The sequence below is a fragment of the Magnetospirillum sp. XM-1 genome (assembly GCF_001511835.1).
Classification (GTDB): Bacteria; Pseudomonadota; Alphaproteobacteria; order Rhodospirillales; family Magnetospirillaceae; genus Phaeospirillum.
The window spans coordinates 720,772-739,531 of record NZ_LN997848.1; the positions used below are offsets into that span (position 1 = coordinate 720,772).

Sequence of the window (18,760 nt, forward strand, 5' to 3'; positions counted from 1 at the left end):
CCCGCGGCATAAGCCGCGCGGCCCCTTGGGCCTAACCCGGTCTCATGACGAGACCGGGTCTCCACTTCAATCGGGCTCCATCATCCCGGTCTCGGCGGCGAAGGCCAGGTCCTTCTCCTCGTCGGCGCCGTGCTGGGCGCTGCGCACCACCAGGCTCATGGCGATGGCGGCGATGACGCCGGGAACGGCGAAGGCCATGAAGTTCTGCATCAAGGGCAGCTTCCAGGCCAGCAGCGTGCCGCCCAGGACGGGGCCCAGGATGGCGCCGCTGCGCCCCACGCCCGACGCCCAGCCGATGCCGGTGGAGCGGATGGCCATGGGATAGAACTGCGCCACATAGGCGTAGAGCAGGATCTGGGTGCCGATGGTGGTGGCCCCGGCCACCGCCACCAGGACGTAGAGCACCGCGGTCGGGCTCTTCACCCCCAGCAGGCTGATGGAGATGGCGGCGATCACGAAGAACGCCACCAGGACGCGCTTCAGGTTCATGCGGTCGGCGATATGCCCGCCGCCCACCGCCCCGAAGATGGCGCCGAAATTCAGCACCAGCAGGAAGCTCAAGCTCGACCCCAAGCCATAGCCGGCGGTGGTCATCAGCTTGGGCAGCCAGGAGCCCAGCGCGTAGACCATCAAGAGGCACATGAAGAAGGCGATCCAGAACATCACCGTGCTCACCCCCCGTCCACCGGCGAACAGGGCGGGCAGCGAGGCCTGATTGGTGGCGCCGGTGGGAAACGAGATCTCGTCGCCGGGCTGCGGCTTGTAGGAGGGCTCCAGGCGGGCCAGCTTGTCGGCGGCCTCCGCCGTGCGGCCGGCCTTGATCAGAAAGCCGATGGATTCGGGCAGCAGGAGCAGGATCACCGGCAGCAGCAGCAGCGGAACCGCCGCCACGAAGAACACCGCCGACCAGCCGTAGACGGGGATCAGCGTCATCCCCAGCCCGGCCGACAGCATGCCACCCACCGAATAGCCGGAGAACATCACCGCCACCAGGGTGCTGCGCAGCCGCTTGGGCGCGTATTCGGTCATCAGCGCCACGGCGTTGGGCATGACGCCGCCGATGCCCAATCCCGCGATGAAGCGGCAGATTGCGAATTCGGTGGTGTCGCGGACGAAGCCGTTCAGCACGGTGAACAGGCTGAACAGCACGACGCAGACGGCGATGACCGGCTTGCGGCCGAAGCGGTCGGAGAGCGAGCCGAAGGTCAGCGCCCCGAACATCATGCCGAACAGGGCATAGGAGCCCAGCGTCCCGGCCTGGATGGGGTCCAGCTGCCATTCCTTCATCAGGACCGGCAGGACCACGCCGTAGATCACCAGATCGTAGCCGTCGAAGATAATGATCAGCGCGGTCCAGAACAGGACGTTCCAGTGGAACTTCCCGAACTTCGCCTCGTCGATCAGCTTGTGTGCATTGACCAATGCCATAAAAAACGTTCCTCCACGCAAAACGAATCAAGACACGAACGCCAGCCCGGCGGCGAAGTCGCCGACAGGGGTGTCATGTCCAACCGATTGCTTTGTCTGATTATTTTTGGGTCACCGACCGTCGTGGGCCGGGCCTTGGGGCCACCTTAGACGAAAGGATGGGCCTTTGTGAAGCGGGTTAAACCCCCGCCAGCTCCCGCACCGTCGCCCACACTACGTCCGGGGTGATCTCGGCGACGCAGGGGAAGGAATCCTGAGGCGTGGCCCGCTTGGGACAGCGCCACAGGCAGTGGTAGCACTCCATGGGCGCGTTGAGGAACCGGGCCCTGGCCGGGCGGATTTCCTCGGGGTAGGGCACGAAACAGCCGAAATGGCCGCCGCCGGCCAGCAGCACGGTGGGCGCGCCCACGCCGATGGCCAGATGGCCGGGGCCTGAATCGTTGCCCACCACGCAGGCCGCGTGCTTCATGACGTCCACCGTCTGGCCCAATTTGAGCGCGCCGATGGCGTCGATCAGGCCGGGATGGGCCAGTTCGGCCAGAGCGGGCTTGGCATGGGCCTCCTGCGGGCCGCCGACGAACACCACCCGCAGCCCCGCTTCCAGGGCTCGTTTCGTAACGTTAATGAAATTCTCCAGCGGCCAGCGCCGCCCCGGCTCGTTGGAGCCGATGAACATCACCACGTAAGGCGCGCCGGGGGGAAGCGCCGGCTCACGCTCCGGCCAGGGAATGGTGGGCGGCTCAGGCTTCATGCGGGTGCCGGAAAGCGCCTGCAGGAAGGTGAAATGGCGCAAGCCCTCGTGGGTGGGATAGGGGCCGGTGTCGATCACCCTGGTGGCGCGGCCCAAATACCAGGCGTATTCCGCCTTGGTGCGCTCGGTGATGAAGGGGGTGCAGACGATGCGCTCAGGTGCCCGGCTGGCCCAGACCAGGGTGTCGGCGGTCAGCGTCTTGCGCATGAACATGTCGCACAGCGCGGTGTGGAAGCCCTGGCGGCGGATCCACAGCGCGATCTTCAGGCGGTAGAGCCACTTCTTCTCGAAGGCGTGCTCGTCGATGGTCACCACCCGGAAACCGGCGAACACCTCGTCAATGACCGCCTTCCACGAATGGCAGCCCAGCACGGTGATCTCGGATTTGGGCAGCCCCAGGATGTCGGGGTAATGCTCGAGCGCGGCGCGGAACATCACCATGTCGCCGATGCCGTCCATGCGCACCACCACCGCGCCCTTGCGGGTCTTCGGGCTGGGCCACAGGGCGACGATGGCGTCGATGGGACGGAACATCCACCAGCGCCGGCGCATGCCGCGCGGAAACAAAGTCGACAGCAGGCCCATGGATCAGAACACGCCCCGCGCCACCGAATCGCGGACGAAGGCCAGCACCTGATCGGTGTCGATGGCGTTGACGCACTTGTACATGCCGTCTTCCAGCGGGAACTTGCAGCGCCCCAGGCAGCCCTGGCATTCCATGGGGATGTAGACGAACTGCACGTTGTCGGGCACCACCCGCTCGTCATAGGGCACGCCGGCCCCCACATAGGCGGCGCTGGCCAGACACAAGGTGGGCGCGCCCAACAGCACGGCCAAATGCAGGCCGGCGGTATCGACGCCGATCACCAGCTTGGACCCCAACAGGATGGAGGCCAGCCTCTCGAAGCCCGAGGTTTCCATCCTGACGTTGGGCTGGGTCAGCAGCGCCATGTAATCGGGATTCTTGTCGAAATCGTTCTTGTGCCCGGCCACCAGCACCTGCCAGTTGGAGGGCACCAGATCGGCCAGCTGCCGCCAGGTCTCGGCCGGCAGCATGCGCTGCTTCACGCCCGAGAAGGGCAGCAGCACGATGGTGGGAGCGGGCAGCGCCTCGGCATTGGGCAGCTGGCTGTCTTCCAGCAGGGCCAGGACCGGCGGCTGGCGGTCGTCCAGCACCTCGTCGGCGAAGCGCGACCAGCGGACGATCTTGTCCTGGCGCACGGGGCCGGAATCGAACAGCAGGTCGAAGACCTTCTCGCTCTCCTCCAGGCGCTGGTGGAAGTTGCGCTTGAAGGGCGGCGGCACCATGCCCGCCGTCTCGGCCGGATCGGCGGTGATGATCAGCGCCTCGTCCTGGTCGTGCTCGCGCACGTAGTCCAGCGAGACGATCAGCCGGTAATGCTGGGTAAACAGGTCGGTGAAGGTACTCCAGCGGTACTCGACTTCGTCTAAGCGGCGGAAATCCACCTTGCGCAGCTTCAGCGTGCGGGGAAACAGGAAGGACATGCCGGCGGCGTCCGAGCGGCACAGCAGGGTGACGCTCTCGTCCAGCTTGGCCAGGCGCATGAAGCGGGGCAGCACGGCGGACAGGAACACCATTTCGGCCGGCCCGCGCGAGCTGACCAGCAGCACGCCTTCGGCCCGCTTCCGGCGCTTTTTCCACCGGAGCAGGAGTCTCAAGACCGGATCAAGCAGGGCGGCAATCTTCATGAACCTCCCTCCACCATTCTGGCAATGTCCGCCAAAATCGCGTCGGAGTCGAGAGCCGCCACGCAGGGAAACATGGAATTGACGGCGGGAAAGCGGCAATCGCCCAGGCAACCGGCGCATTCCATGGGCTGGAACAACACCTTCAGGTTGCCGGGCATGACCTCATCGGCATAGGGCACGATCTCGCCGACGAAGCCGGCCGAGGCCAGGCACAGGGTGGGAACCCCCAGCGCGGCGGCCAGATGCATGCAGGCGGTGTCCACCGAAACCACCAGCCTGGCGCCGCGCATGATGCCGGCCAACTCGGAGAACGGCGCCGGCTCGAACGAGACGTTGGGAAGCTCCAGCAGCGGGCGGTAATCGGGGTTCTTGTCCAGATCACTGGGATGGCCGGCGATGCGCATGCTCCAGCCGGTGGGCAGGGCGGCGGCGATGCGGGCGTAAAGCTCGGGCGGGCTCTGCTTTTCTTTGACCGCCGAGAACGGCTGGGCGATCAGGGTGGGGCCGGGCAGCGCGACGGGGGCCGGCATGCGCTCGGGCGGCAGCTCGACGCGGGGCGGCGGCTGCTCGACACCGGTCAGTTCGCAAGCGAAACGGGACCAGCGCACCACCTTGTCCTGCAGCGCCGCCCCCGAATCGACGATGTGGCCCCAGCGCTTTTCATTGGCGTCGAGCCGGGCCTGGTACTTGGCCCAGGGCCGGGCGCGCATGGCGGCGGTCTCGGGCGATTCGCAGGCGAAGGCCAGGGCCTCGTCCAGATCGGGATGGCGCTTGTAGTCGGTGGAGACCACCAGGCGGTAATGGGTGCGATAAAGGTCGTCGAAGACCTCCCCGCGATAGGCCGCATCCTTGCCCAGCCGGCCGAAATCCACCTTGATCACCCGGATCTCGGGCGGAAGGAGGAAGGCCATCTTGGCCCCGTCGGCGCGCAGCAGCACGCTCACCGTCTCGCCCGGCCGCGCCAGGCATGAGAAACGGGCCACGACCAGGGCGAACAGCACGGTGTCGCCCAGGCCGCCCGCCGACAGCAGCAGCACGCCCGAGGCGGCGCCCGGCCGGGGCGGCCGGGGCCTTACGCGGCGGAGCGCGTCACGGACCAGACGGCCGAGCTTCAAGGCGACGCCTCCTCAATACGGAGCGTAGGACTTTTCCTCGATCAGCGCCGAGCCCAGCAGGTCGTTGACCTTGCGCTTGGAGGCCGCCCGCTCGTCGTTGGTGAAATAGACGGCGCGGGCCAGTTCGACGAATTTCGGCCCGAAATCCTTGGCGCGCTCGCAATCGCGGATGTCGTCCTCGATCACCCACAGCTTCTCGTTGATGGCCTTGAGCTCGGCCGACAACGCCGCCAGACCGGCATGCCTGGGGAATTCCCGCTCGCGCACCGCCACCAGTTCGTCCAGCTCCTTGGTGACGTTGGCGATCTTGGCGGCGTCGGTCAGACGCTCGGCCTTGATCTCGAGAATGGTGATCTTGTCGATGATCTCGCCCCAGGACTGGGGCACCAGAACGGACATGGCAAACCTTCAGCTAGCCGGAAACCGAGCCGGTCTTAGCAGATTTGCCGGATCAGCGCATCTCGATCCTGACCAGGCCGGGAAGATCGGCGTAATCCACCAGGATGCGCTTGACCCGATCCTGCCACAGCGTCGCGAAGCGGGCATGGTCCTCCGGGTCGCGGCTGCCGGCCAGCACACGCTGCAGGCGTTCGCGCATCTCGGGGTCGGCAGGCACCAGTTCGGGGTGGTAGCTGGCCACCGCCGTCTGGCCGTCGTCCAGACGGCGCAGCGCCAGTTCGGCGCCGATATTGGCGGAAAAGCGCTGCAGGTCATTGCGCCCGAAGCGGCCGGCGATGCCTTTGAATCCACCCGGGCCGGCGGCGCCGGTGATCAGGCCGGCCACTCCGGCCATCACGCCGGTAACGCCTTCGTCCTGGGCGTCGTCCATCAGCACCTGGACGGCGCCGCGCTCGGGCATGCCGTCGGGCCACAGGGCGCGCAACGCCCGGATGGTCATCAGCCAGGCGCCGGCCACGGTGGGGCAGGAATGACCGGCCAGACGCACCGCGTCCTCGTAGCGATAGGTGATCATTCCGTCAGTGGGCGCGCCCAGAAAGGCGGCCAGGGGGTCCTTCAGGGTGATGGCGGGGGCGTCGGCGAAAAAGGCGGGGAACGGCATGGCGATTTCCTGGGCGGCGGGGCTGGGTCGGCGGGGGCTTCGCACTGTGCCCGCCGCGGGGGGCCGCTTTCCTTGAGTTTGGTCAGGTGAAAAATATGTCTCTTATGTAAACGCGTTCACACTTCTCTCATGATTTCCCGGCTATGGTTGATGTTACGTCAGTCCGTCCGCCACCCGGAGCTTATCGGCCGATACCATGATCATGGTCACCCGTCCCGCCCTGTTCGCCCTTTCCCTGCTGATGCTTGCCGCCCAACCGCTGGGCGCCGAGGAGATCGGCAGCGTCTCGACGGTGTTCAAGGCCCTGGGGCCCAACGACAAGATCGTGGTCGAAGCCTTCGACGACCCCAGGGTGGCCGGCGTCACCTGCTATCTGTCGCGGGCCAAGACCGGCGGAATCAAAGGCGGCGTCGGGCTGGCCGAGGACACCTCGGACGCCGCCATCGCCTGCCGCCAGGTGGGACCGATCCGCATCGAGGGCACCCTGAAGGACGGCGAGACGGTGTTCAAGAAGGACACCTCGCTGCTGTTCAAGACCCTGCAGGTGGTGCGCTTCCACGATCGCAAGCGCGATGTGCTGGTCTATCTGGTCTACAGCGACAAGATCATCGACGGCTCGCCCAAGAATTCGGTGTCGGCGGTGGCCATCGAGAAGAACTGGAAGCCGTGATGAGCGATTCCCTGCCCGCCGACCAGAAGCTGCTGCTCGACGACATCCTGACCCGGCTGCGCAAGGTGGAGAGCTCTCCCGACCTGCTGCGCTTCATGGCCGAGATGCTGCGCACCTTGCTGCGGCGCCAGGGCGACGCCCAGTTCCTGGCGGTGATCCAGGACGCCTTCGCCGCCGGGCTGCCCGGACTGGCCTTCGCCGAGCAGAGGGAGCTGGCGGCCGAGGTGATCCAGGTGGTGATCACCAAGCGGCCCGAGATCGCGCTGGCCTGGCAGAAGATCCACGGCATCCCCCCGCGGCAGGCCCCGGCCGCCGCGCCCGCCCCCGCCCCGGTGCCGCTGCGCCGCGCCGCCGACCTGCCCATGGAGATGCCGCCGCCCCTGCCCCAGGGCGCCGACGAATACGCCTTCACCCATGCCGAATCCTTCGTCGCCGCCCAGCTGGGCGACGCGCTGGAGAAGCGCCTGGCCCTGATGCGGGTGCCGCTGCCGGCCATTCCCTCGGCGGCATGGTGCCTGGACCAGCCGTTCTTCCTGTTCGTGCCGGGCTTCGCCAGCATCGCCCGGGCCTTCCTCACGGGGCCCATCCTGCGCCGCTGCCGCGACGGGCTGGAAAAGCGGGTGCTGGCGCGCGTCGACCACGACGTGCTGACCCGGCCCGACCGCCAGGCCGCCTTCTGGGAAGAGTCGCGCGAACTGGTGCTGAAGGTGGTGGACGAGACGCTCACCAAGCTGGCCACCCACCACAAGGCGGCCGAGGCCAAGCAGGCGGCCATCGCGCGCACCGGCAACGAAGGCAACGAAGGCTTCAAGGTGGTCGAGATGCCGGTCACCCGGCCGCGCACCTACAACCTGCTCGGCGTCGAGTTCGCGCTGGGCAAGGTCACCACCACCAAGCGGGTCAAGGTCAAGGTGCCGCCGCCCTACAAGCTGGAACCCGCCGAGATCGAGGCCATGGACCTGATCGGCGAGTTCCGCAACGGCGCCGCCCAGGCCGGGCTGAACCTGCCCGACGCCGCCGATTTCCAGTTCCTGCGCACCCTGCTGAACTTCAACACCCGCCTGTTCGCCCAGACCCGAGACGAGCTGATCGGCCTGGCGGCGCACGAGGACACCACCAGCGGCTTCCTGACCGAACGCCTGAAGGCCGCCGACAAATCCTTCACCAACTTCCTCACCGACACGCTGGTGATGATGATGTTCACCCGCTGCGGCGACACCAGCTTCCGCCTGACCCAGTTCCACGCCGTCTGCGTCGGTTCGGCCCGCGACAAGAGCGCCATGGTGGCCAAGCGGCCCTTCATTCCCGCCGAACTGGCGCGGCGCCCCCGCGAACTGGCGGTGCAACTGCGCGAGGCGCTGCGCCGCCGCCTGCACATGGACGCCGTGCTGGGATCGGTGGAGCGCCTGCTCGACTGCTACAAGGTGATGGGCCGCAACCTGTTCGGCCCCGAACTGGACGAGGCCCGGGCGGTGATCTCCGCCTTTCCCATGGTCTTCGCCGCCGATCCCGAGGCCGCCACCTACACCGCCATCGCCAAGCTGGTGCTGGCCACCATCACCGGCGAGCAGGCCGACCGCTCCATCTGCCTGATGCGGGTGGGCCAGGCCTATGACCGCATCGGCCGCAAGGCGACGGCCACGGCCTGATCAAATAAGATAAAATTGTCGGGAATTTGAAAACTATACTATAGGCGCAGGTCTCGGCTTCGCGAAACCCGCTGCTTATACTTTAGATGAGGGGCTATCCTGCGTTCGTGGTGAACAGGGAGGCTGTCATGCTCGTCGTCGATCTGGGACTCAGCCGTCAAGCCAACTACGCTCCGCTGACCGTCAACGGTCCCGACTACCTGATGGAGCTGGGCCGCTTCATCGCCCGGACCATCGCCGATGTCGAGGTCCACGCCCATCTCGACCCGGCCATGGTCACCGACATGGTCTTCCCCAGCCAATGCCTCGACGATTCCGAGGACGCGGCCGAGCATTGCTGAACCCGCGCTCAGCGTTGCGGCAGGCGGACCAGGGTCAGCCAATAATCCTCGATCTGCCTGACGGCATTGAGAAAGTCCTCGATTTCCACCGGCTTGACGATATAGCCGGACGCCCCGCGCTGATACGACGCCAGGACGTCGCGCTCCACCTCCGACGTGGTCAGCACCACGACGGGAATGGAGGCGATCTCCATGTCGCTCTTGATGGCCGACAGAAACTCGCGGCCATCCATGCGCGGCATGTTGAGGTCGAGCAGGATCAGGTCCGGGCGGGGTGAACCCTGGGACCAGCGGCCCCGGTGGTGGAGGTAGTCCAACGCGTCCAGGCCATCGGTGGCATGCCTGAGATCGACCAGGAACCGCGCTTCCTTGAAGGCGGCCGAGGTCAGATGGGCATCGGCCATGACATCCTCCACCAGAAGGATGACGCAACTCTGTCTGTTGATGGCGCTCACACTACTGTCTCCTGCCCCAGCTTGATGGCCAGCGTAATCCCGCCCATGTCGCTTTCCTCGATCCAGGCGCCGCCGCCCGTGGACTCGGCGATGCGGCGGATGATGGAAAGCCCGATACCGGTGGAACGTCCATCCTGCGACGTGTCGAGCCTTTCGAAGACCCTGAAGACGCGGTCGCGGAATTCCTCGGCGATGCCCGTCCCATTATCGGCGACGCGCAGTTCGACGCCGGATTCGTCATGGGTGGCGCTGACCACGATCCGTGGGGGCGTCTGCGGCCGGGCGTAGCGCAATCCATTTTCAAAGGCGATGTGAAACAGTTCTTCCAGCCGGCGGCGATCCAGGATGATCGGGGGAAGGGGTTCGATCTCGATATGGCCTTGGGTCCTGGTGATCTCCGGCATCAGCGCCATCCTGACGCTGTGCGCCACCTCCTCGGTGTTCTGCGCCTGCAGTTTCCCCAGGGCCTCTCCCGCCGCGAGATACAGTTCGATGTCGTGGAGCAGGCCGCGAAGGCGCAGGGCTTCCTGCTGAATGAAGTCCAGGGACACCAGCGCTTCGGATTCGTTTCCCTCCGACAGCTGGGCGTTCAGGCGCTGGGAGAAGGTATAGAGGCGCCGGAGCTCGGGGCTGCCTTCCTCGGGCAGGCGGATGTCCAGCCTGCCGTCGGCCAGCCTTGCGGCGCCGGCTTCCAGATGGCGGAGCGGGGCAAGACCGGTCCGCAGCACCAGCCAGATTCCCAGAAAGTTCAAGATGACGGCCATCAGCAGAATGACCATGTGGGTGCCGACCCTTACCCAGGCACGATAGGCGAAGTCCTGGGCGGTGACCTCCAGCGCCAGGGTGCCGTAGCGTCGCCCTCCGACCATGACCTGCGTGTCGCCACCGAGATTCTCGAAGTGCAGCAGGGTGCTGAACCACCGGGGCGCGGCATGGGCACGCTCGCGGTCCTGGCTCGCCAACGTCACGCCCGTCAGGTCGGTGAAGGTCACCCGAAAGATGCGGGGGCGCTTGACATAGCGGTCCAGGGTCTGCTGCAAGGTGGCGTAATCGCCGATCACCACCACTTCGGCGATGGCGGCGGGAAGGGTTTCCAGTTCGCTCTCCAGCTCCTCGGCGAGGTCGGCGTATGAGCTTCTCGCCTCGTCCCTGGCCGAGACCAGAACCATGGTCAGCCCGGCGATTCCCAAGGCAATGGCCGCTGTGCCCAACAGCCGCGCCAGGAAAGGGAGCTGATCCCAAAGGCGAAGAAACCGGGTCATGACGGCCTATTTGATGTCCTTCACCAGGGTGTGCCGGTAGAACTCGGAATAATTCGAGTACTCGGCGGGAGAGGAGGGGGCGAAGCCAAAGGGCGGGCTTTGGCCAAGCAGATGGGCGCCGTCTTCCAGCAGCCTGCGGCCTTCCGGCTCGTCGGCCATGGCGGCGAGAACCCGGCGGATCGCCTCGGCGGTCTCGGCGGGAACGCGGGGATGCACGGCCACCGGAATATTGAGGAACGGCTTGGATTCCCACAGGACCCGGTACTGAACATTCTCGCGGGTGGCGAATGCCCGCATGATCTGGCTGTTGACGCCGGCCGCCATCACCTTTCCGGCCTTCAGCTGGGCCATGATGCCTTCCTGGTTGCCGCCGAAAACCGGTTCGACCCGAATTCCTTCGCGCAGCAGATGGTCCATGGGCACCGCATAGCCGACGAAGGCCACCTGTGACGGGAAACCAACCTCATGGCCCGCCAGGGCGTCCAGACGATCCACCGGCGAATTGGCCAAGGTGACGATCTGCCCGGTGATGGCCGCCGTCCGCGGCTTCAGGATGACCCGATAGCCGGCGGCGGCCATGGACGGCTGGAAGATGGTGTTGGAATAGACGACGTCATACTCGCCGGCTTCCGTGGCCGCATTGGATTCGGGCGCGGTTCTCGCCACCTTCAGGACCAGCATGATTCCGGACCGGCGGGCGACGTAGTCGAGAATCGGATTCCAGTACTGGGCCGTCAGGACGGCGCTGCGCTGGGACAGCACTCCGAACGAGTAGATCTGGGTTTGCGCCAGGGCGGGGCGCGCCGGCAGGAGGCCAAGCCCCAGCCCGACGCACCAGACGAAAGTGAATACGGCGCCGGCCAGGCTCTGGCGAAAACGGGTGGCTCGCCGCCCCTGCATGGTCCAAGACCCTCCTTGATGCCGGCCGGTGCTGGCGTGCAAGGCCATGCCCCCCCTGGCCCCGGGTGCATGTGATCCATTGGGTTCAGATGTAAATCCCGCCGCACCCACATACCTATGGATGGTGGTATATCATGCTATATGACGAAATCCCAGAAGTATGGCCCCCTTGGCGGCCCATATCCCGGCCGGACCGGGGAAACATGGCGGTCAAGAAACGCAAAACCGCCGCCCCCGGCATGCGGGGGCGGCGGCGGAAGCGGTCCTGGACTACTTCTTCTTCGGCTTGGCCGCAACGGCGCGGTCGATGGATTCCTGAATGATCTGGGCGGCGCGCTCCGGCCCGCCCCAGCCCTTCAGCTGAACCCACTTGCCCACTTCCAGGTCCTTGTAGTGGACGAAGAAGTGCTCGATCTGCTGCACCAGGATCTTGGGCAGATCCTCGTAGCTGGTGACGCCGTCATAGAACGGATGCAGCTTGGAATGGGGCACGGCCAGGATCTTCTCGTCCATGCCGGCCTCGTCTTCCATCAGCAGCACGCCGATGGGACGCGAACGCATCACCGAGCCCACCGCCACCGGAATGCGGCCCACCACCATGACGTCCACCGGGTCGCCGTCGGCCGACAGGGTGTGGGGCACGAAGCCGTAATTCACCGGATAGTACATGGCGGTGTTGAGGAAGCGGTCCACGTACATGGCTCCCGATTCCTTGCAGATCTCGTACTTGACGGGATCACCGCGCAGCGGGATCTCGATGACGACGTTGACGTCGCGGGGCGGGTTCTTGCCGATTGGGATCTTCTTGAGGTCCATTTGTGCTTTGTTTCCCTTAAGGAGAGGAAAGGGCTGTCTCGGGCGCCACGTGGGCGTAGCCGAGGTCCCGGGCCACGGCGGCGTGGGTGACGCTGCCCTGGTAAACGTTGAGACCCGCGCGGAAATGCGGGTCAGAGGAAAGCGCCTGGACCAGACCCTTGTCGGCCAGGGCCAGGACGAATGGCAGCGTGGCGTTGTTCAACGCGAAGGCCGAGGTGCGCGCCACCGCGCCCGGCATGTTGGTGACGCAGTAATGTACCACACCTTCGTCGAGATAAGTGGGCGCGGCATGGGTGGTGGGGCGCGACGTGGCGATGCAGCCGCCCTGGTCGATGGCCACGTCCACCACCACCGAGCCGGGACGCATGGCGGCCACCAGCTCGCGGCCGACCAGGCGCGGCGCGGAAGCGCCCGGCACCAGCACGGCGCCGATCAGCAAATCGGCCTCCAGCACGTGGTGCTCGATATTGTCCATGGTGGCGTAGGCGGTCTCCACCGTGTTCAAGAGCAGCTCGTCGATCTGGGCCAGACGGGAAAGCGAGCGGTCGAGAACCACCACGCGGGCCCCCAGGCCCACCGCCATGCGCGTGGCGTTGGAGCCCACCACGCCGCCGCCCAGCACCACCACCTTGGCCGGGGCCACGCCGGGCACGCCGCCCAGCAGCACGCCCGATCCGCCCTGCTCCTTCTCCAGGCAATGGGCGCCCACCTGGATGGACATGCGCCCCGCCACCTCGGACATGGGGGCGAGCAGCGGCAGACGGCCGCCCGCATCGGTCACCGTCTCGTAGGCGATGGCCGAGACGCCCGACTCCACCAGCGCCCGGGTCTGGGCCGGATCGGGAGCCAGATGAAGATAGGTGAAGAGAATCTGCCCCGAGCGCAGCAGGGGGAATTCCACCGCCTGCGGCTCCTTGACCTTGACCACCAGCTCGGCGAAGCCGAACACGTCGGCGGGCGTGGCGGCGATCTCGGCTCCGGCGGCGCGATAGGCGGCGTCGGAGCAGCCGATGCCGGCCCCGGCCTGGGTCTCCACCGTCACCTTGTGGCCGTGATGGACAAGCTCACGCACCGAGCCGGGCGTCAGCCCCACCCGGTATTCGTGACTCTTGATCTCCTTGGGAACGCCGATGCGCATTCCGCCCCCAACACTTGGAACCGTTCCTAAAACCTGACAATGAGGCCTCGGCCGTCCACTTTCAACCGGGCTTGGACGCAACCCGGCCCTGCTGCTTCATCAACCAGGGCAGAATCAGCAAAGCGGGCAGGGTCACCACCGTAGTCATCAGGAAGAAGTCCACCCAGCCGAACATGTCGGCCAGCTTGCCGCTGGCCGAGGCGAACAGGGTGCGGCCCACGGCGGTGAGCGACGACAGCAGGGCGTATTGGGTGGCGGTATAGGCCTGATTGCACAGACCCGAAATATAGGCGACCAGCGCCGAACCGGCCATGCCGGCGGTGAGGTTCTCGGCCGCCACGCAGACCGCCAGGGCCCAGATGTTATGCCCGGCCAGTGCCTGGACCACATAGAACAGGTTGCCCAGCGATTGAGCCACGCCGAAGATCAGCAGGGCGCGCATGATGCCGAGGCGCGCCACCAGGGCGCCGCCGATCACCGTGCCCGCCACGGTGGCGCCGAAGCCGAAGATCTTGCTGACCCAGGCGATCTCGTCCAGCGCGAAGCCCATCTCGATGTAGAGCGTGTTGGCCATGGCCCCGGCCATGGCCTCGCCCATCTTGTAGCCGATGACGAACAACAGCACCGCCCACCAGGCGGGCCGCGCCATGAAATCGGCGAAGGGACAGACCACCGCGCCGTAGAGCCACGCCGCCACCTTGGCCGGCCCGCCCTTCAGGTGCGGGCGGGCCTCCAGGTATTCCGCCGCCCGCCGTTCGCGCTCGGCGGTGGCGGCCGAGACCTTGATCTCCGGCTCGTGGCCGAACAGGAACACCAGCATTCCGACGCCCAGCAGCGCCGCCATGGTGGCGTAGGCCGCGAACCAGCCCCATTGGGACGCCACCAGCAAGGCGCCGGCGCCCGCCGCCAGCATGGCCAGGCGATAGCCCGCCTGCACCGCGCCGGCCCCCGGGCCCTGCTGCTCGTCGGACAGGATCTCGACGCGGTAGGCGTCGATGACGATGTCCTGGCTGGCCGACAGAAACGCCACGATCACCGCGAAACTGGCGGTCAGCCAGATTTCCTTGACCGGATCGGTGGAGCCCAGCGCCAGAATGAAGATGATCAGCAGCGCCTGGATCACCAGCCCCCAGGAGCGCCGCCGCCCCAGCCAATTGGTCAGAACGGGAAGCGGCAGCCGGTCGATCAGCGGCGACCACAGGAATTTCAGCGCATAGGGCGTGCCCACCAGGGCGAAGATGCCGATGGCGGTGCGCGAGATGCCCTCGCCCTTCAGCCAGGCCGACAGCGTCGAGAAGGTGAGCAGAAGCGGCAGCCCGCTGGAAAAACCCAGCAGCAGCACCATCACCACCCGCTTCTCGCCATAGGCCTTGAATCCGGAAAGCCAGGAACGGCTCATGCTCGGATCATTCTGTCGGGATGGGGCATCAGGGACCGCAAGATGTTGACTCCCCTGCATTCTACCCTTGACCTTCCCCCCGATAAAGCCCTCATCCTGCCGGGACGGAGGTTCCATGAGCGGACATCATCACCACCACCATGATCATGATCACGGCCATGCCCACGCCCCGGCCCGGCACGACCGCGCCTTCGCCGTGGGCATCGCGCTGAACCTGGGCTTCGTCGGGCTGGAGGCCTGGTGGGGGGTGGCGGCCAATTCCCTGGCCCTGCTGGCCGATGCCGGCCACAACCTGTCCGACGTGCTGGCCCTGGTGCTGGCCTGGGCGGCCAGCATCCTGGAACGCCGCGCCGCCAGCCATCGGCGCACCTACGGCCTGGGACGGGCCACCATCTGGGCCTCGCTGATCAACGCCCTGGCCCTGCTGGTGGCGGTGGGGGGAATCGGCTGGGAGGCGCTGGGCCGCTTCAGCCATCCCCAGAGCGTGGAGGGCGGCGTGGTCATGGCGGTGGCGACGCTGGGCATCATCATCAACACCGGCACGGCCCTGATGTTCATGAAGGGCGCCGCCGGCGACCTCAATGTCCGGGGCGCCTTCCTGCACATGGCCGGCGACGCCGCCGTGTCGGCGGCGGTGGTGGTGGCCGCCCTGCTGATCGGGCTGACCGGCTGGTGGTGGCTGGACCCCGCCATCAGCTTAGGGATCGCCGTGATCATCGCCTGGAGCAGCTTGTCGCTCCTGAAGGAATCGGTGAATCTCAGCCTGGACGCGGTGCCAGCCGCCATCGACCTCGACGCGGTCGAACGCTTCCTGGCCGGCCGGGAGGGCGTCGGCGGGTTGCACGACCTGCATGTCTGGCCGCTGTCCACCAGCCGGGCGGCGCTGACCGTCCATCTGGTGATGGAACGGATGCCCGACAGCGATGAATTTCTTCACCATTTGGCCGAGGAGCTGGAGCATCGCTTCGGCATCGGCCATGCCACAATCCAACTGGAGCGCGGCGACGGCGGTCGGGACTGCCGGCTTGCCGCCGCGCACGGACCCTGAGTCTTCCCGCCCCGGCCCGAAGGGTGTAGGTTGGCGCACAATTCCTTAACTCTCGCGCTTTCACCAGGGCTTTCATGACCGACACCGACAAGACCAAGGCCGCGTCCTCCATGTGGGGTGGGCGGTTCGCCGGCGGCCCCGCCGCCATCATGCAGCGAATCAACGCCTCCATCGATTTCGACAAGCGGCTCTATGCCCAGGATATCCGGGGTTCCAAGGCCCATTGCCGCATGCTGGTCAAGCAGCAGATCCTGACCGAGGCCGACGGCCTGCTGATCCTCGAAGGGCTGGACAAGGTGCTGGCCGAGATCGAGGCGGGCAACTTCCCCTTTGCCCAAGCGCTGGAAGACATCCATATGAACGTGGAATCCCGCTTGGCCGAGCTGATCGGCGAGGCGGCCGGGCGGCTGCACACGGCGCGGTCCAGGAACGACCAGGTGGCCACCGATTTCCGCCTGTGGGTCAGGGACGCCATGGACGGCATGGACGGCGCGCTTCACGCGCTGCTGGCCGCCCTGCTCGACCGCGCCGAGGAGCACGCCGCCACGGTGATGCCCGGCTTCACCCATCTGCAGACCGCCCAGCCGGTGACCTTCGGTCACCACATGATGGCCTATGTGGAGATGATCTCGCGGGACCGGTCGCGGCTGGCCGACGCCAGGAAGCGCCTCAACGAATGCCCGCTGGGCTCGGCCGCCCTGGCCGGCACCTCGTTTCCCATCGACCGCGAGGCCACGGCGGCGGACCTGGGCTTCGCCCGGCCCATGCGCAATTCGCTGGACGGCGTGTCGGACCGTGATTTCGCCTTGGAATTCATGTCGGCCAGCGCCATATGCGCCGTGCACATGTCGCGACTGGCCGAGGAGCTGGTGATCTGGACCTCGGCCCAGTTCCGTTTCGTCACCCTGTCGGACGCCTTCACCACCGGCTCGTCCATCATGCCGCAAAAGCGCAACCCCGACGCCGCCGAGTTGATCCGCGCCAAGACCGGCCGGGTGATCGGCGATTTGAATGCGCTGCTGATCGTCATGAAGGGCCTGCCGCTGGCCTATTCCAAGGACATGCAGGACGACAAGGAGCCGGTGTTCGAGGTGGCCGACACCATGGAGCTGGCCATCGCCGCCATGACCGGCATGGTCCGGGACATGAAGGTCAACGTCGAGACCCTGCGCGCCGCCGCCGGGGCGGGCTTCACCACCGCCACCGACATTGCCGACTGGTGCGTGCGCGCGCTGAAGATGCCGTTCCGCCGCGCCCACCACGTGGCGGGATCGCTGGTCAAGCTGGCCGAGGGCAAGAATTGCGGCCTGGAAGACCTTTCGCTCGCCGAGATGCGGGAAGTCGAGCCCGGCATCACCGAGGAGGCCCGCGCCGTGCTGTCGGTGGAGTCCTCGGTCAACAGCCGCACCAGCCTGGGCGGCACCGCGCCGGCCCGGGTGCGCGAAGCGGTCGCGGCGGCCCGCAACCGCCTGAAGGAGGACGTCAAATGACGATGCGCTCCATCCTGGTCGTCACCCTGGTCGTCGCCCTGGCCGCCTGCGGCCGCAAGAGCATGCCCGAGCGGCCCGACGAGGCGGTCTATCCCCGCGACTACCCCTATACGCCCATGCCGGCGGAGTCGAAGAAGAAGACCCCCGATCCGACCACCAACTCCGCCTACTGACCGGCCTTCAGGAACACCGATGAACCACTTCCATTACTCCAACGGCGAGCTGTTCGCCGAGGACGTCGCCATCGCCCGCATCGCCCGCGAGGCCGGCACGCCGTTCTATTGCTATTCCACCAAGACCCTGGAGCGGCACTACACCGTGTTCGCCGAGGCGCTTTCCGCTGCCGGGCTGGACGCGACCATCTGCTTCGCCCTCAAGTCCAATCCCAACGTGGCGGTGGTCCGCACCTTCGCCCAATTGGGGGCAGGCGCCGACGTGGTCAGCGAGGGCGAGCTGCGCCAGGCCCTGGCTGCCGGCGTGCCGCCGGCCCGCATCGTGTTCTCGGGCGTGGGCAAGACCCGGCACGAACTGGAATTCGCCGTGGCCAAGGGCATCTTCCAGATCAACGTGGAATCCGAGCCCGAGCTGGAGATGCTGTCCGAGATCGCCGCCGCCCGCGGCCAGGTGATGCCCATCGCCATCCGGGTCAATCCGGACGTGGACGCCGGCACCCACGCCAAGATCACCACCGGCAAGAAGGAAAACAAGTTCGGCATCGAATGGACCCGGGCCCGCGAGGTCTATGCCCGCGCCCGCGCGTTGCCGGGCGTCGAGCCGGTGGCCGTCGCCTGCCATATCGGCTCGCAGCTGACCGAGCTTGCCCCCTTCCGCGAAGCCTTCCTGAGGGTGCGCGACCTGGTGGCCATGCTCAGGGCCGACGGCATCGACATCCGCCGCCTGGACCTGGGCGGCGGCCTGGGCGTGCCCTATGACGACGAGACCCCGCCCGAGCCCGCCGCCTACGCGCAGGTGATCAAGGAAACCCTGGGCGATCTCGGCTGCCGCTTCGTCTTCGAGCCCGGCCGCCTGCTGGTGGGCAATGCCGGCATCATGGTGTCCTCCATCATCCGGGTGAAGGAGGGCAGCACGCGGACCTTCCTGATTGTCGACGCCGCCATGAACGACCTGGCGCGACCCTCGCTCTACGACGCCTACCACTCCATCTTCCCGGTGGCCGAGCCCAAGGCCGACGCCGTCCTGGCCGAGGCGGACGTGGTCGGCCCGGTGTGCGAGACCGGCGACACCTTCGCGCGTCAACGCCGCCTGCCCCCCATGCGGGCCGGCGACCTGCTGGCCTTCGGCACCGCCGGAGCCTACGGCGCCGCCATGTCATCCACCTACAACACGCGGCCGCTGATTCCGGAAGTGCTGGTCAAGGGGACCGAATACGCGGTGATCCGCGCCCGGCCCAGCTATGAGGACATGCGCTCCCTGGAAAGCCTGCCCGGATGGCTGGCGGAGGAATGAGTGACTGGGCTGCCCTCCCTTATTTTTGAAGAAATGGAGGGCTCGGGAGGCTTTGCCTCCC

At 66.7% G+C, this 18,760-nt stretch carries 19 protein-coding genes; 7 read left to right on the forward strand and 12 right to left on the reverse strand.

What is annotated here, in order from left to right; translation table 11 throughout:
- Positions 1-66: 66 nt before the first annotated feature.
- The 6 genes from XM1_RS03500 to XM1_RS03525 form a co-directional block, all read right to left on the reverse strand.
- Positions 67-1,428, reverse strand: a complete 1,362-nt coding sequence (locus tag XM1_RS03500) for an aromatic acid/H+ symport family MFS transporter (RefSeq protein ID WP_068429823.1) — start codon at positions 1,426-1,428, stop codon at positions 67-69.
- Between the two features lie 178 nt (positions 1,429-1,606).
- Positions 1,607-2,764 carry a glycosyltransferase family 9 protein gene (locus XM1_RS03505; protein ID WP_068429825.1) on the reverse strand — a complete coding sequence of 386 codons (1,158 nt, stop codon included), beginning with the start codon at positions 2,762-2,764 and terminating at the stop codon, positions 1,607-1,609.
- Positions 2,765-2,767: 3 nt separating this feature from the next.
- Entirely contained in the window at positions 2,768-3,889 is a 1,122-nt protein-coding gene (locus XM1_RS03510; protein WP_068429827.1) for a glycosyltransferase family 9 protein, read from the reverse strand.
- The gene (locus tag XM1_RS03515) at positions 3,886-5,004 is read right to left on the reverse strand and encodes a glycosyltransferase family 9 protein (protein ID WP_068429830.1); all 1,119 of its coding nucleotides are present in this window, start codon (positions 5,002-5,004) and stop codon (positions 3,886-3,888) included. The genes XM1_RS03510 and XM1_RS03515 overlap by 4 nt, the downstream gene beginning before the upstream one ends.
- Positions 5,005-5,016: 12 nt before the next feature.
- Positions 5,017-5,403 (reverse strand): DUF6165 family protein, encoded by a 387-nt coding sequence (locus tag XM1_RS03520; protein ID WP_068429835.1) that lies wholly within the window; start codon positions 5,401-5,403, stop codon positions 5,017-5,019.
- 52 nt (positions 5,404-5,455) lie between these two features.
- Positions 5,456-6,064 (reverse strand): hypothetical protein, encoded by a 609-nt coding sequence (locus tag XM1_RS03525; protein WP_068429836.1) that lies wholly within the window; start codon positions 6,062-6,064, stop codon positions 5,456-5,458.
- Between the two features lie 202 nt (positions 6,065-6,266).
- On the opposite strand from XM1_RS03525, the gene XM1_RS03530 reads away from it, so the two are divergent.
- The 3 genes from XM1_RS03530 to XM1_RS03540 all read left to right on the forward strand — a co-directional run bounded on the left by XM1_RS03530 (position 6,267) and on the right by XM1_RS03540 (position 8,724).
- Positions 6,267-6,734 carry a CreA family protein gene (locus XM1_RS03530; RefSeq protein ID WP_369816034.1) on the forward strand — a complete coding sequence of 156 codons (468 nt, stop codon included), beginning with the start codon at positions 6,267-6,269 and terminating at the stop codon, positions 6,732-6,734.
- Positions 6,734-8,383, forward strand: a complete 1,650-nt coding sequence (locus XM1_RS03535) for a hypothetical protein (RefSeq protein WP_068429840.1) — start codon at positions 6,734-6,736, stop codon at positions 8,381-8,383. Before XM1_RS03530 ends, XM1_RS03535 begins: the two co-directional genes overlap by 1 nt.
- Before the next feature lie 128 nt (positions 8,384-8,511).
- Positions 8,512-8,724, forward strand: a complete 213-nt coding sequence (locus XM1_RS03540; protein ID WP_068429843.1) for a hypothetical protein — start codon at positions 8,512-8,514, stop codon at positions 8,722-8,724.
- An 8-nt stretch (positions 8,725-8,732) separates the two neighbouring features.
- Here the strand turns inward: XM1_RS03540 and XM1_RS03545 are convergent, their stop codons facing one another.
- From XM1_RS03545 to XM1_RS03570, 6 genes are all read right to left on the reverse strand, one after another.
- Entirely contained in the window at positions 8,733-9,179 is a 447-nt protein-coding gene (locus tag XM1_RS03545; protein WP_156428635.1) for a response regulator, read from the reverse strand.
- A complete protein-coding gene (locus tag XM1_RS03550; RefSeq protein WP_068429846.1) occupies positions 9,176-10,441 on the reverse strand; it encodes an ATP-binding protein in 1,266 nt (421 codons plus the stop codon). The genes XM1_RS03545 and XM1_RS03550 overlap by 4 nt, the downstream gene beginning before the upstream one ends.
- 6 nt (positions 10,442-10,447) lie before the next feature.
- Positions 10,448-11,341 (reverse strand): phosphate/phosphite/phosphonate ABC transporter substrate-binding protein, encoded by an 894-nt coding sequence (locus XM1_RS03555; protein WP_068429850.1) that lies wholly within the window; start codon positions 11,339-11,341, stop codon positions 10,448-10,450.
- A gap of 270 nt (positions 11,342-11,611) precedes the next feature.
- A complete protein-coding gene (gene ppa / locus XM1_RS03560) occupies positions 11,612-12,157 on the reverse strand; it encodes an inorganic diphosphatase (RefSeq protein WP_068429851.1) in 546 nt (181 codons plus the stop codon).
- A gap of 16 nt (positions 12,158-12,173) precedes the next feature.
- Entirely contained in the window at positions 12,174-13,295 is a 1,122-nt protein-coding gene (gene ald, locus XM1_RS03565; RefSeq protein WP_068429854.1) for an alanine dehydrogenase, read from the reverse strand.
- A 61-nt stretch (positions 13,296-13,356) separates the two neighbouring features.
- Entirely contained in the window at positions 13,357-14,694 is a 1,338-nt protein-coding gene (locus XM1_RS03570; RefSeq protein WP_068429857.1) for an AmpG family muropeptide MFS transporter, read from the reverse strand.
- Between the two features lie 115 nt (positions 14,695-14,809).
- Between XM1_RS03570 and XM1_RS03575 the strand changes: the two genes are divergently transcribed.
- From XM1_RS03575 to lysA, 4 genes are all read left to right on the forward strand, one after another.
- A complete protein-coding gene (locus XM1_RS03575) occupies positions 14,810-15,742 on the forward strand; it encodes a cation diffusion facilitator family transporter (RefSeq protein WP_068429859.1) in 933 nt (310 codons plus the stop codon).
- Between the two features lie 74 nt (positions 15,743-15,816).
- Positions 15,817-17,232, forward strand: a complete 1,416-nt coding sequence (argH, locus tag XM1_RS03580) for an argininosuccinate lyase (protein WP_068429860.1) — start codon at positions 15,817-15,819, stop codon at positions 17,230-17,232.
- Positions 17,229-17,405: a lipoprotein gene (locus tag XM1_RS24465; RefSeq protein WP_172821880.1), complete on the forward strand. Its 177-nt coding sequence runs from the start codon at positions 17,229-17,231 to the stop codon at positions 17,403-17,405. Before argH ends, XM1_RS24465 begins: the two co-directional genes overlap by 4 nt.
- A gap of 19 nt (positions 17,406-17,424) precedes the next feature.
- Positions 17,425-18,699: a diaminopimelate decarboxylase gene (lysA, locus tag XM1_RS03585; protein WP_068429861.1), complete on the forward strand. Its 1,275-nt coding sequence runs from the start codon at positions 17,425-17,427 to the stop codon at positions 18,697-18,699.
- Positions 18,700-18,760: the final 61 nt, after the last annotated feature.

What these genes read in the sequence shown, in the direction of transcription:
- XM1_RS03500 (WP_068429823.1), bottom strand. Translation starts at nt 1,428, where the DNA reads ATGGCATTGGTCAATGCACACAAGCTGATCGACGAGGCGAAGTTCGGG.
- XM1_RS03505 (WP_068429825.1), bottom strand. Translation starts at nt 2,764, where the DNA reads ATGGGCCTGCTGTCGACTTTGTTTCCGCGCGGCATGCGCCGGCGCTGG.
- XM1_RS03510 (WP_068429827.1), bottom strand. Translation starts at nt 3,889, where the DNA reads ATGAAGATTGCCGCCCTGCTTGATCCGGTCTTGAGACTCCTGCTCCGG.
- XM1_RS03520 (WP_068429835.1), bottom strand. Translation starts at nt 5,403, where the DNA reads ATGTCCGTTCTGGTGCCCCAGTCCTGGGGCGAGATCATCGACAAGATC.
- XM1_RS03525 (WP_068429836.1), bottom strand. Translation starts at nt 6,064, where the DNA reads ATGCCGTTCCCCGCCTTTTTCGCCGACGCCCCCGCCATCACCCTGAAG.
- XM1_RS03530 (WP_369816034.1), top strand. Translation starts at nt 6,267, where the DNA reads ATGGTCACCCGTCCCGCCCTGTTCGCCCTTTCCCTGCTGATGCTTGCC.
- XM1_RS03535 (WP_068429840.1), top strand. Translation starts at nt 6,734, where the DNA reads ATGAGCGATTCCCTGCCCGCCGACCAGAAGCTGCTGCTCGACGACATC.
- XM1_RS03540 (WP_068429843.1), top strand. Translation starts at nt 8,512, where the DNA reads ATGCTCGTCGTCGATCTGGGACTCAGCCGTCAAGCCAACTACGCTCCG.
- XM1_RS03550 (WP_068429846.1), bottom strand. Translation starts at nt 10,441, where the DNA reads ATGACCCGGTTTCTTCGCCTTTGGGATCAGCTCCCTTTCCTGGCGCGG.
- XM1_RS03555 (WP_068429850.1), bottom strand. Translation starts at nt 11,341, where the DNA reads ATGCAGGGGCGGCGAGCCACCCGTTTTCGCCAGAGCCTGGCCGGCGCC.
- ppa (WP_068429851.1), bottom strand. Translation starts at nt 12,157, where the DNA reads ATGGACCTCAAGAAGATCCCAATCGGCAAGAACCCGCCCCGCGACGTC.
- ald (WP_068429854.1), bottom strand. Translation starts at nt 13,295, where the DNA reads ATGCGCATCGGCGTTCCCAAGGAGATCAAGAGTCACGAATACCGGGTG.
- XM1_RS03570 (WP_068429857.1), bottom strand. Translation starts at nt 14,694, where the DNA reads ATGAGCCGTTCCTGGCTTTCCGGATTCAAGGCCTATGGCGAGAAGCGG.
- XM1_RS03575 (WP_068429859.1), top strand. Translation starts at nt 14,810, where the DNA reads ATGAGCGGACATCATCACCACCACCATGATCATGATCACGGCCATGCC.
- argH (WP_068429860.1), top strand. Translation starts at nt 15,817, where the DNA reads ATGACCGACACCGACAAGACCAAGGCCGCGTCCTCCATGTGGGGTGGG.
- XM1_RS24465 (WP_172821880.1), top strand. Translation starts at nt 17,229, where the DNA reads ATGACGATGCGCTCCATCCTGGTCGTCACCCTGGTCGTCGCCCTGGCC.
- lysA (WP_068429861.1), top strand. Translation starts at nt 17,425, where the DNA reads ATGAACCACTTCCATTACTCCAACGGCGAGCTGTTCGCCGAGGACGTC.